General features: G+C 63.8%; 9 protein-coding genes and 2 pseudogenes. 3 read left to right on the forward strand and 8 right to left on the reverse strand.

From position 1 onward, the window contains the following. Nucleotides 1-1,109 (reverse strand): ACP S-malonyltransferase (locus tag RIV14_RS12765; RefSeq protein WP_309325218.1); only part of this gene is annotated, 1,109 nt, incomplete at its 3' end. Between the two features lie 119 nt (nt 1,110-1,228). Further along, nucleotides 1,229-2,776, reverse strand: coding sequence for an MFS transporter (locus RIV14_RS12770; RefSeq protein ID WP_256694935.1), 1,548 nt, complete (start codon nt 2,774-2,776; stop codon nt 1,229-1,231). Nucleotides 2,777-2,962: 186 nt separating this feature from the next. Between RIV14_RS12770 and RIV14_RS12775 the strand changes: the two genes are divergently transcribed. Further along, a complete protein-coding gene (locus RIV14_RS12775; RefSeq protein WP_075373700.1) occupies nt 2,963-3,574 on the forward strand; it encodes a TetR/AcrR family transcriptional regulator in 612 nt (203 codons plus the stop codon). Here RIV14_RS12775 and RIV14_RS13830 read toward each other — a convergent pair. From RIV14_RS13830 to RIV14_RS13835, 6 genes and pseudogenes are all read right to left on the reverse strand, one after another. Then, nucleotides 3,546-4,199, reverse strand: coding sequence for a 4'-phosphopantetheinyl transferase family protein (locus RIV14_RS13830; protein WP_075373699.1), 654 nt, complete (start codon nt 4,197-4,199; stop codon nt 3,546-3,548). The genes RIV14_RS12775 and RIV14_RS13830 overlap by 29 nt on opposite strands. A gap of 210 nt (nt 4,200-4,409) precedes the next feature. Continuing rightward, nucleotides 4,410-5,141 carry an anaerobic ribonucleoside-triphosphate reductase activating protein gene (locus RIV14_RS12780; RefSeq protein ID WP_256694347.1) on the reverse strand — a complete coding sequence of 244 codons (732 nt, stop codon included), beginning with the start codon at nt 5,139-5,141 and terminating at the stop codon, nt 4,410-4,412. Nucleotides 5,142-5,163: 22 nt separating this feature from the next. Further along, nucleotides 5,164-5,502 carry a type II toxin-antitoxin system RelB family antitoxin gene (gene relB / locus RIV14_RS12785; RefSeq protein ID WP_256694937.1) on the reverse strand — a complete coding sequence of 113 codons (339 nt, stop codon included), beginning with the start codon at nt 5,500-5,502 and terminating at the stop codon, nt 5,164-5,166. Between the two features lie 31 nt (nt 5,503-5,533). Next, nucleotides 5,534-7,423 (reverse strand): ribonucleoside triphosphate reductase, encoded by a 1,890-nt coding sequence (locus RIV14_RS12790; RefSeq protein WP_256694939.1) that lies wholly within the window; start codon nt 7,421-7,423, stop codon nt 5,534-5,536. A 686-nt stretch (nt 7,424-8,109) separates the two neighbouring features. Next, the gene (locus RIV14_RS12795; protein ID WP_143224283.1) at nt 8,110-9,006 is read right to left on the reverse strand and encodes a PDDEXK family nuclease; all 897 of its coding nucleotides are present in this window, start codon (nt 9,004-9,006) and stop codon (nt 8,110-8,112) included. 809 nt (nt 9,007-9,815) lie between these two features. After that, nucleotides 9,816-10,732 (reverse strand): annotated as a pseudogene (locus tag RIV14_RS13835) (IS982 family transposase). 805 nt (nt 10,733-11,537) lie between these two features. Here RIV14_RS13835 and RIV14_RS12810 point away from each other — a divergent pair. Both RIV14_RS12810 and RIV14_RS12815 read left to right on the forward strand, forming a co-directional pair. Next, a complete protein-coding gene (locus RIV14_RS12810) occupies nt 11,538-12,179 on the forward strand; it encodes a DUF6318 family protein (protein ID WP_309325219.1) in 642 nt (213 codons plus the stop codon). 212 nt (nt 12,180-12,391) lie between these two features. Next, nucleotides 12,392-12,597, forward strand: a pseudogene (locus RIV14_RS12815) (zinc transporter); the annotation flags it as partial.

Here is a 12,597-nt window from a genome sequence, read left to right on the forward strand (position 1 = left end):
GCATCAGCAACCTCGACGTCTGTGGGCGCCACACTTCCAGCGCGAACCCAGGACAATGCTGTGAGAACATCTCGCGTGCGATCAGCATGAGCAGGCCCGTAGTCGAGATGCGTAACGGAGACATCACCAAGATTGACTTGAGAAGACACGAGTTTACTCAGCACAGAACGCGGGCCACAGTCAAGATACATGTCGACCCCGGCATCCTGAGCGACCTTGAGACTGTTACGGAAGTCAAATTGAGTGATCAGCTGAGCGGCAAGAAGACTCGGGAGCGCCTCAAGTGAATCAGAATCGACATATCCCCCGAATACCGATGAGACGACCGGCGTCATCGGAGCAGTCCAGGAGTACTGCTTAAGACGCTCCTCAAAAGGAGCGACCGCCTCGGCAAGAACCGCGCTATGGAACCCAACACCGATAGGAAGCAGTGTTGAAGATACACCTGAGCGCTTCAATTCCTCACGGCAGGATATAACCAACTCGTGCTCTCCGGATACGACGACCTGTCGGGGACTGTTAATCACTCCCACCGAAATCGCCCCGCGCGACGCATGCGCGGCAACAGCACGTCGCACGACGGCAATTTGCGTATCATCATCAAGAAGCACTGCCAACATGGCTCCACGGCGATCTTGAGGGACATCTGCCACGCATTCAGCACGATCAATGACCATTCGAAGGCCCGTCTCCGCAGTCAGAACACCCGAACATACCAACGCTGCATACTCGCCAAGACTGTGCCCCACGAGAAGACTGGGATACAGCGAGTACTCCTCCGCCATCAGAGCCCCACCTAAAGCGGCGGTGAAGATCGCCGGCTGAGTCACACAGGGATGCTCGATCGGAAAACGTGCATTGCCACGCACCGCGTCGGTGAGCCGAAAACCGCAGCGCTCATTAACGACCTCATCGGCCATTTCAATCAATTTTCCCGCGGAGGGCGAGCCCTTCAGATAGGTGTTAAACATCGTAGATGAATGAGTCCCATGACCCGGGAAGAGGAATCCAAGCCCGCCGACAACGGATTGCGTGTCACTAACAAGCACTCCCGCCTGCCTTAATTCCCTGATCATGTCCTTTTCATATGCCTGGAGGTTGGCTTCCATGATACGCCCTTTCGCGCGTAGTACTTTCTTCTATTCACTCACGCCGGACCTGGCGCGGCTCAGCTGGGCGAGTCGAGGAATATTCGCCCATGAACACAAGTATGTTTCCCGATCTCCTTTCAGACGCTAGCCTGACGACCCCTGGGCAGGGCAATTACTGCAATGAGTGCCCCAGCCCACGCCACACAAGCCACTACCCAGCCTGCCTGATGAACCGTATCCATAAAGGCGTTGACAGCAGCCTCCTTAAAGAGGCCCTGAACAGTTTCCGGCATGTACTTCGCTACTGTTATCGCGGCGGTGATCGAGTTCTCTGCCTGATCGAGAGCCTGTTGCGGCATCAAACCGGACACCGCCGAATTCAGGGAATCTGAGAACTGAGAGGCGACAATAGATCCCAGAACAGCCACTCCAAGAGTCCCCCCGATTTCCCGGGTGGTGTCATTCATGGCGGAAGCGGCCCCGACCTGATCCTTACGTACCACGCCCATGATTGCACTCGTCGCAGGCGCCTGGACTAGCGCAAGACCAGCAGCCATGACCACCATTGCAGGAACGATCATCTGCCAGTACGCAGAATCAGCCTCCAGGACTGTAACTCGCCAGAATCCCAGGCCCATAATTCCCAGACCGGCTCCGACGACCCATCCCGGCCCCAGCCGACGTGAAAGAACTGAAGCGATCGGCGAAACGACTGCCATCACAACAGCAAACGGCAAGGTCGCCACACCGGCCATCAGGGCGCTGTAACCCCGCACGTCCTGGAAGTACTGCGTGATGATGAAGATGAATCCAAAGAGGGCGAAAAATGCTGCGGCAATCGACATGGCACCTGCGGAGAACTCCCTGCGGAAGAATAGACGGACATCAATCAGGGGGTGCGGCCAATGCAGTTCCCAAGCCACAAGTGCAGATACACAGATGGCGCCAACAATGAAGGCCGTTGTCACAGCCCCTGAGGTCCAGCCACGATGAGGACCCTCGATGATTCCCCACACCAGCGCCCCTACTCCGATGGCGGACAGAATAGCGCCCACTACATCAAACCGTGCCTTTTCGCTGGAACGGGACTCGGGCACCGCCACAAGCACGGCAGGAACAGTGATGAGAGCCAGCGGCACATTAACCCAGAAGATAGACTCCCATGAAAAGTGCTCTAGCAGAAGACCGCCAAGGATTGGCCCCAGGGCGATGCCAAGCCCGGAAGTCGCCGCCCACAGTCCCACTGCCAGCCCCTTTCGTGGAGAACCTTCGAAGGTAGTCATGATGAGTGAGAGCGTGGCGGGATAGACGAGTGCAGCGCATATGCCAAGTAGCGCACGGCACGTTGTCACCGCATCCAAGGTGGTGCACAGCGCCGTTGCGCCACTCACCACGCCGAACGCGGCCAGTCCAATGACCAGAACGCGCCGACGCCCTATGCGGTCACCCAGGTGGCCTGCAGGCAGGAGCAGGCAGGCGAAGGCCAAGGTGTAGGCATCAACGATCCACTGCAGCCCAGTGGTTGATGCATTGAGGTCACGCGCGAACGTAGGGATGGCGACATTGACGATGGTGTTGTCAATGACTACCAGCAGCTCGGCCAGGCACAGCGCAGCCAGAGCTGCTGCACGAAGACCACGCCCTCGACTCGGCGCCTGCGCACGCCTAACGGGCGTCTGCGACACAAGCGGCGCCTGAAGCATGCCCGTTGACTGGGGGGCGATAGGCGGAGGTGGAACGACTGAAGTCATGAGGCTCCTCGATTCGTAGAACGATGTTCCAGTAGGATGTAACAATGTTCTACACTAATGGACACTTGCTCCACAACCCCAACCCACCGATCACCACATACTGAGACGAAAGTTGGACACATGGCCTCTGATCAGCACAAACGCCCTCACAAGCGCACGTCAACCCAGCTGCTGACATCCAAAGTGATTCATGCCACGACGGAGCTGCTGGAGGAGAACGGCCCGCAGGCAGTCACTATCCGCGCCGTTGCCGCCCGCGCTCAGGTCGCCCCGATGAGCGTCTATAACCACTTCGACGACAAGCAAGGACTGCTCCATGCCGTCGTCGAGGAACGCTTCGCCATCATGACGCGCGCCCTGCGCGACATCTCCGAGTACGATCCCCTTGCCCGGCTCAGGAAGGCCGGCACGATTGTTCACGAGCTCATGCAGGCCAACCCGCGCTGCTACCAGTTCATGTGGACTACCCAACCAGGCCCTGAGGCCCGCAACGCCTTCACCCAGCTGATTGAGATCGTCAGATACGGTCAAGCCGCCGGCGCCGTCATTGATGTCGAGGCCCACTCCCTCGCCAATGCGATCTGGGCCTGCGTCCAAGGCGCGTTCTCAGTGGAGTTCCTTTACGGGGCAAGGGATTCCACGTCCTCGGACCGGGTCACTCAGGTCAACTACGACGCTCTCCTGGACCTGATTGAACGAGGTGTCAGAACCTCGGACGATCGCAGCACATGACAGCGACCACCGCGAGTACGAGTCCGTTACTGCGCCGCCACCTCCCGTTCATCGCGGGATACCCGTCCCGTCCATGGACCACGAATCCACCTTTGTCAACGAATCGCACCGTAGAGAGACGGAAGTCCCGCGTGGGAGCCCCCATCGAGACGAAGGCCTTGGCGGCCGCCTCCTTGGCACACAGAAGCGCCACGAGTGCATTCACATCATCCGGCAAGCGATCAGCGGGCATGACCAGTGCCCGAGCGACGTCGGCACTGAGCGCTCGATCGGGCTCCGCATCGATACCCAGCGCGCTCACCTGCGACCTCATTCCAACGGCTGCGGCACGCAGACCCGGACAGTGAGTAATAGAGCCGATCACGCCCTCGGGCCAGCACGGCTCTCCGTGAGCCCCGGAGAGTACAGGCCCAGAAAAACCAATCTGCTCCATCGCATCGTGTGCCAGTCGACGCCCTGTCGCGAACTCCGCGGCTCTCGTAGGGGATGAGCGCGCAACCCGAGCAGCTTCTCCGGGCAGAAGCGTCAATCGCGGATCGGACGGGAAGTCGTCATCGCCCCGGGACTCGGCGCACGACACCCCTCGAGGGCACAGATCGCCGAAGAGCAAGTCCGTATCTACCATTACTGAACTCTCCACGATCGCCCTGCGGGAACTCCGCCCCGTACCTGCCCGACACCGCCAGTCCCCGCGCACCTGCGCCAGCGTAGCCGTAGCAGGGATCTCCACACTGGCGATTGGCGGGCCCAATCGGCGGGCTCATCGTGCGAGCGCCTGGATGTCACCCAGCGACGCGGGACAGTCACGCTCAGCCAGGTCATCATTCTCCCCAGCCTACGCCGGGCGGTAGGTGAAACGATCCCAGCCCAGAGCCTCGATGCGCTCGGCCATGCGCTCGCACGTCCCGTCCCAGCCGGGTGCCACGACGTCGAACTCGCCGCTCGTCCCCTCAGAGCGGGCCTGCTGGAGGGCGTAGACCCGCGCCCCCGCCGCGTGCACCCGTCGGGCCACCTCGACGGCGTCGTCGGCCGTCACGTCTCCGGGCACCACGGTGGTGCGCACCTCGAAGTCCGGCCCGCCACGGCCGGCCGCCTCGAGGAGCACCTCGAGGCTCTCCCAGGCCTTCGTGGCCGCGTTTGCCCGGCCGACCACCTGCCCGTAGTGCTCGGGCAGGGCCTTGATGTCCAGCCCCACCCAGTCGACGAGCCCGGCCTCAACCATGTCGCGCAGCCGCCGCGGGTAGGGCCCGGCCGTGTGCAGCCCCACCTGGAAGCCCATGTCGATGACCTCCCGGGCGGCGTCGGCCAGGGCGTCCTGGCGCAGAGCCTCACCGCCGGTGAGCACGACGCCGTCAAGCAGCCTGCGCCGACGGCGCAGCAGGGCGCGCACCTCCTCCCAGGCCACCTGGCCGGGCGTGCGGGTGGGGATGAGGTCCCGGTTGTGGCAGTAGAAGCAGTTCCAGGGGCAGCCCTGCAGGAAGACGGTCGCGGTCAGGTGGTCGGGCCAGTCGACCGTGCTCATGGGGACGAGCCCGGCGATCACCAGAGCATCAGCAGGGCAGGACAACCGGAATCACGTCTCCCCAGCCTCAGGCATCGAGGCCAAGCGCCGCCGTGATCTCATCAAGGCGCCGCGTCTTGATCTCACCGCGCCGCACCGCCTCTGCTTCCGCCTTCAGCGCATACGCGTACTCCAAGTCATCGATGTAGGACTCGACGGCCTCACGCACGTAGAACGTTGCCGACCGACCGGTCTGGCTCCCCAGGTCATCGAGCCGACGCTTGAGATCCTCTGGCAGCCGTACGCTCAGAACTGCTGTAGACATGTTGACAGCATAAGTGCTAGCCACGCGCTTCTGGACGCTGCGATCGAGCCGGTCCAGCGCCTTCTCGGCACGAGGCGTGAACTCAACGCTCCAGTCCGCCACCTACCCTCCTCTCCTTCTTCGTCGCAAACCCTCAGGCGCTGACCGCGCTCAGGCGCGAGACGGCCGGGCCGTGGCCGCCGGCGGCGACCTCGGTGAACATCTGCCGCTCGGCGTACTCGCCCTTCTTGCCGATGTTGAAGGAGCGCACCGGGCGGAAGTAGCCCATGACGCGCGTCCACACCTCGCACTCGACCGGCTCGGCCTCGGGATGGAGCTCGGCGCACTTGCCGCAGGTCAGGTGCTCGCCGGCCAGGTACCCGTGGACCGGGCAGATGGAGAAGGTCGGCGTGATGGTGATGTAAGGCGTGCGGAAGGCGGTCAGGGAGCGGCGCACGAGCTCCTTGCAGGCGGTGGCCGAGGAGATGCGCTCGTTCATGTACAGGTGCAGGACAGTGCCGCCGGTGTACTTGGTCTGGAGCTCCTCCTGCATCTCCTGGGCCTCGAAGGGGTCATCGGTGTATCCCACGGGGATCTGGGAGGAGTTCGTGTAGTAGGGGTTGGTCTCCGTACCGGCCTGGAGGATGCCGGGGTAACGCTTGCGGTCCTCCTTGGCGAAACGGTAGGTGGTGCCCTCGGCCGGGGTGGCCTCGAGGTTGTAGAGGTGGCCGGTGGCCTCCTGGAACTCGACCATCTTGTCGCGCACGTGGTCCAGGAGGCGCACGCACATGGCGTGGCCGCGCGGGTCGGTCAGGTCGTAGGCGTCATGGGTGAAGTTGCGGACCATCTCGTTCATGCCGTTGACGCCCAGGGTGGAGAAGTGGTTGTCCAGGCTGCCCAGGTACCGCTTAGTGAAGGGGAACAGGCCGGCGTCAATGTGGTGCTGGATGACGGTGCGCTTGAGCTCCAGGGTGTCGCGGCCGATCTCAAGCAGCTCGTCGAGCCGGGCGGTCAGGGCGGCCTCGTCGTCGGCGTAGAGGTAGCCGAGCCGGGCCATGTTGATGGTGACGACACCGACCGACCCGGTCTGCTCAGCCGAGCCGAACAGGCCGTTGCCGCGCTTGAGCAGCTCGCGCAGGTCGAGCTGGAGACGGCAGCACATGGAACGGATCATCCCGGGGTCGAGCTCGGAGTTGATGAAGTTCTGGAAGTAGGGCAGGCCGTACTTCGCAGTCATGGTGAACAGCAGCTCGGTGTTGGGGGCGTCCCAGTCGAAGTCGCGGGTGATGTTGTAGGTGGGGATGGGGAAGGTGAAGACGCGGCCCTCGGCGTCACCCTCGGTCATGACCTCCATGAAGGCGCGGTTGATGAGGTCCATCTCCGCCTGGAGGTCGCCGTAGGCGAAGTCGCAGACGTCGTCGCCGATGAGGGGGTGCTCGTCGGCCAGGTCCGCTGGGCAGGTCCAGTCGAAGGTGAGGTTGGTGAACGGCGTCTGGGTGCCCCAGCGCGAGGGGACGTTGAGGTTGAAGATGAGCTCCTGCATGCACTGCTTGACCTGCTCGTAGGTCATATCGTCCAGGCGGACGAAGGGCGCCATGTAGGTGTCGAAGGAGGAGAAGGCCTGGGCGCCGGCCCACTCGTTCTGAAGCGTGCCCAGGAAGTTGACGATCTGCCCGACCGCCGAGGAGAAGTGCTTGGCGGGGCCGGCGGCGATGGCGCCGGGGACGCCGTTGAAGCCCTGCTGGAGGAGGTCCTTGAGGGACCAGCCGGCGCAGTAGCCGGCGAACATGTCCAGGTCGTGGATGTGGAGGTCCGCGTTGCGGTGGGCCTGGCCGGCGACGGCCGGGTAGACCTGGCTGAGCCAGTAGTTGGCAACGACCTTGCCGGAGGTGTTGAGCATCATCCCGCCCAGCGAGTAGCCCTGGTTGGCGTTGGCGTTGACGCGCCAGTCGGAGCGGTCCAGGTACTCGGTGATGGTGGCGATGGCGTCTACGGTGGGGCGCTCGCCACGGGCGACGGCTGAGTCGGCCGAGCCGGGGGCCACGAGGCGCGGGTCGATGGCGGGGGTGGCGGTTGAGGTGGAGGTGGCGGTGGCGACCGGAGCCGAGGCCGGGTCATCGAGGGGGCTCGGGGCAGCAGTGTCAGCGGGGGCGGGGTGGTTCTCGAGCACGGGTCTCTCCGATGGTCCTTCTCGTTCCTGTTCACGGCCCCACCGAGCATGGATGGGGCCGGTTCTTCCGGGTGCCGTCAGCGGCTGCACACTGCCTGCTGGGAGCGGGGCGGTCAGCGGCACCGGTGCCGACCATACTCCCAAATCACACCGATGAGACACATCATCTTGTGTCTTAATTGTATCTCAACCACAACATCTTGCGATAGAGGTGAGGACTTTTGTCCCGATAGGTGACGCCTTCCCGCGCGATCTCGCGGATGCCGTCGGAGCTGGAACGCGAGCCGACAGGACCGCCCAGAGAGGACATATGAGGTCCAGATCACTCCTGCCCGGCGTGTTGGAACGAGGTCGGGAGCGCGACCCTCATCCCTACGCGCGATCGCTCTGCGCACGATCCACGTGCCCCGGCATCGTTGCCGCCGGCCACCTGTCATCCCCGACGAAGAGGCATCACCGGAGCTGTGGAAGACCCTTTCGAGGGGCTCTGTGTCCAAATCTGTGACAAAGGGGCCCGAACAACTTTTGCTGAGCAACAGAAACCGCGGAATCATGCGGTTTTACCTGGCGCGCTCTGTGCCCGTCGCCGCCTTTGTCACAGATTTGGACACTCCCCACCGCTCCACGGCCCTCTGCACGTCCGGAACGACCTGATGCGCATAGACGTCCTTCCTCGTGAAGCGCAGCGGTAGGAAGCCACGGGCGACAAGCCGGCGGTCGCGCCATCGGTCGAGGCCGAACTGGTACTCGTCGCAGTGGTAGGTGTAGCCGTCGAGCTCCACGACCACCCATCCCTCGATCACCAGGTCCACCTCGCCGACGCCCTCGATCTCCACCCCGTCCTCGAAGCTCAGGCCGGCAGCCTCAAAATCCATTCGCGCCAGCGTCTCCAACGGGGAACGGGCCCGGTCACTGGCGCGATCGAGTCGTGCGAGCGCCCGAGCCGAGCCGGGGCCGCGCAGCAGGCCGCGAACCTGCTCAGCAGTGACCCGCTCATCGTGAAGTGCTGCGTCAAGAGCGATGAGCGGAGAGTCGTCCTGGACGTGGCAGCGCAGGAAACGAGCCAGCGCCTCAGGGAGCGGCTGAACCGGGTAAGAGGTCGGCGATATCCGAGTCCAACTACGGTCTCCGTGGAGGACCTCGCGTCCAACAGCTGAGAATTGTCCCCCTGCCGCAACCACAAGATGAACCTGCTCGGCCCCTTGAGCCACGGGTAGCCCGTAGTAGCGCATGGCGGCCTGGCAGGTGAGGAGCCCTCCATGAATGCGTGCCAGAACAACGGCGCGCTCGGCACCTGGGATACCGACGACTCCATGCTCATGGGCAATGAGCTCACCGGCCCTCACGAGTGAGGCGATGTGACGGCGCTGGGTGCGAGTCGGCTCCAGATCCCGCATGCGCACCGCTCCGTAGCAGCCGCGCACAGCGGCGAGCAGCTCAGCGTCCACAGTGTTCATGGGACTCATTGCCGCCCGCCTGCGGAGTGGGCGCAACCCGGCCACCGGCACCCTGTGGACAACTGGCGCATCCGCCAGCCTGTGGCCTCCAGGACCCGACGTGCCACCGCCCCAGAGACATCACCCTCCGGTAGCCCGAGCATTGTGTCCAAATCTGTGACAAAGAGGCCCGAACAACTTTCGCTGAGCAACAGAAACCGCGGAATCATGCGGTTTTACCTGGCGCACTCGGCGCTCGTTACCGCCTTTGTCACAGATTTGGACACTCCCCACCGCTCCACGGCCCTCTGCACGTCCGGAGCCACTTGGGAGGTCGCGTTCACCAGTGTCACCATTGCCCGCGCCCACCCGGATCAGGACGGGACGCTCCACGTCACCCTGCCACCCCGTCCTTCTCGTGGACCGTCATAGTTTAGTCGGGCTGGCCCGACATCGACCGACCAGGCGGCTGGACCGTGTGGGCAATCACGCTCCGACAGCCTGGTTCCATGAACACCGTCCCCTCTCCCTTCCATCGTTCCCGCCCTCCGTCGCAGCAGGTCAGACCCACATCTCCCATCCGGTCACGCGGCCTCCTCCCCCCGCTGGGCCAGCGCGGTCCTGGCAGCGGCCTCTGGGCACTGGGCGCACGTGCCCATCTGATCCTGGCGGTGGCGTCACTTCCCGGCTTGTACGGGATCGTCCGAGGCATCACGTTGTGGCCGGACCTGCCCACGGTGCCGCGTAGCCGGGCCTGGATCGGTTGGACGCGGGCGGGGCTGACTGTCGCCTTCGTTGCCGTCTGCCTAGATGAGTAAGTCCAAGGGGGGTTAGTGGTCGTAGGGGGTCAGGGTTCGTAGGACGGGCGCGTTGGTGAGGCTGTTGTGCCAGATAGCGGCTGTCAGGGCCAGGATTCGTTGGGTGATGCGTGAGCAGACTCCGGCGGGGGTGCGGGCGCCGTGGCCCTCGAGGTCGAGCTGTCCTTTGAGGGTGTCGTTGACGGACTCGATGATCTGGCGCAGGGGCCGCAGGAACCGTTGGCCGCTGCGAGGGCGCTCACCCTTGCGTCTGGGACGGATCAACGTGATACCGCCCTTGGCGAGCTCGGCCTCGAAAGCGGCACCGTAGTAGTTCTTGTCGGCGATGACCACCTGACCGTCCTGGGCGGGCCGGTCCATGGTGGCCAGTACCGCGAGCAGGGTCTCGCGCTCGTCGGCCTTGGCTCCGGTCAGGGCCCAGCCCACAGGAAGACCGTGAACGGTGCACACCAGGTGCAGGCGCAGGCCCCAGAAGAAGCGTGAGTGGGAGGCGCTAGTCACCCGTACTCGGCCCATCCCGCCAGGGCTGAGCGCATCACGGTGGGTCGACAGCGGGCGCACTCGATGGGAGTGGAGTCGACCAGCCAGACGGTGTCGTCGTGAACGCGCGAGCCCCGACGCAGGGCGGCGCATACCCAGGTCATGGTGGCAGTCAGCGAGTGGACGCGCTTGTTGTAGCCGGACTGGCCCGGCACTCGGGGGAACATGGCGCGCAGGTCGGTATCGGTCCTGAGGCGGCGTATCCAGCGGGTCTTGCTGGTGTAGCCCAGCAGGGCCTGCACGACCGCAAGCGTGATGATCTCGGCGTCGCTGGTCACCGCAGTGATACCGACTTGTGGGCGTGGTGGCAGGACCTCGGGATGGTCCTTCAGCAGGTCATCGACAGTGACGTACAGTGCGGTGGCGAGGGCCTCCAGGCCGGTGTCCATGAGAGAGCCGTCCTTCCCAGCAGAAGCGGTGAGATCTGGTGTAACACCACCGATCCTGCGAGGCCCTCGCCCCATTGCCCAGCACCCACGCCGACCCACACCCCCTTGGACTTACTCATCTAGAGCCCGGGCCGGCACCGACGGGGGCTAGCGCATGAGTCTCTTTCCGGGGTTTTCCACAGGGTGGTGTCGGGGTCTGGTGTGGGGGCGTTGGTGCGGGTAGTGTCAATACACCGCTTGGACGGGCAGTGCCGCCCGGCCGGGCGGGGTAAGGAGTTGTTTCGGCGGCGAGGAGGCTTCCGTGATGAGTGCGTCCCTACGATCTGCTGCGCCCATAGGTGTGCGGCAGCCGGCAACCGATCACGGCCAGATGGCCGCGTCGGAGCAGCGCCCCGTGAAGCAGGGCCACCACTCCCGCCTGGACCCCGACGGCCCCGGCGAGCACATGGAGCGAACAGCTCCGACTGGAGGGGCGGAGCCACCAAGCGGTCGATCATCCGTGCCGGAGCTGGGCCTTACCTCACGTGACTGCCACGCCCACCTGGGCCTCGGCGAGCACGCGGGGCGGGTGTCTCCGCCTGGAGGGATGGAGCGGCCGAGCAGACGGCCAGCCACTCCGGGGCGGCGTCCCACCGCACACGACCGTCAGACCGGCCTGAACCTCGATGGCGTCGACAGGCACGCGGAGCAAGAGGCCCTGACCGTCAGTCCGGGACGGCCGCGTGGGGTGGTGCTGCCGGGACCCAGGCCCCGACCCGAGGCTCGGCCCGGTTCTCGTTTTGGGCGCTGGCGGGGTGTGGCTGGCCTGGTGGTGTGTGTGCTGGCGCTGGGGGCGGCGGCCTGCTCGGTGAAGGATGCCAAGGCTGAGGCCAGTGTGAGCGCCAGCGCCAGTGCTTCGGCGGCTATTGCCCGGGCTGAGAAGGGCATTGCTGATGCTAATGCCTCTGCGACCGCCTCCCGGGAAGCGGCTCTGACCCCTGAGCTGCGCGCCAAGCGCGATGCCGCCCTGGCCGAACCCGCACCAGCCAAGCCCTCTCAGATGAACGAGGAGAGCCCCGAAGGGGCTGCTTCCAGTGTTCGCTACTTCCTCGACCTCTACCGCTACGCCTACGTTACCGGCAACACCACCGAACTCGCCGCCATGAGCGAAGATCAATGCAAATTCTGCCACTCAGCCATCGACAACGCAACGAACCTTCACAAAGCAGGGGGGTGGAATGACAAGTGGGAACAAGAGATCACGAACATTCGGTATTACGATAAACTTGAAGGATACAACTACAATAGAGTTGAAGCCACTGTGAGTCGTCAAATGATTGCGTCTCACCCAGGAGGCGGGGCGACCACTGAAACATCAAGCCCAACCGAGAATGAAACACTAGACTTTGCTGTACGCTACGTCAATGGCCGTTGGCTGATCGGCGGAGTAAGGGTCGAACAAAAATGAGTCGCCACACTGCTGCTTTAACCACCACCTTAACCTCCATTATTTTACTGGTGAATGGAAGTAACTCCCTGGCTTTACCGTCTGAAACAAAGGGAAGTTATACTGTCGAAAACCAGGACAACACCCCTACTGTTCGTGGAGAAATGACTGAGACCGTCCCTCAGGAGGGTGCGCCGGATTCTGGTGGGTCTCCGTCTCAGGAGCATCCGTCTGTGACGGCCTCGGATCCGTCGATGTGGGAGGAGCAGTCTCACCGGGAGTGCTCGCCTGAGAAGGACGAGTACGGGCTGGATAAGTTCAAGTGCAACCTGGCCAACCTCCACCGCCCCACCCAGCCCGACCAGCCCACCGGCACCGACCCCCGCACGATCACGATCACCACTCGTCAGGCTGCGACGCTGATTGCTCAGGGCTCGGG

The sequence above is a fragment of the Actinomyces acetigenes genome (assembly GCF_031296635.1).
GTDB lineage: Bacteria > Actinomycetota > Actinomycetes > Actinomycetales > Actinomycetaceae > Actinomyces > Actinomyces acetigenes.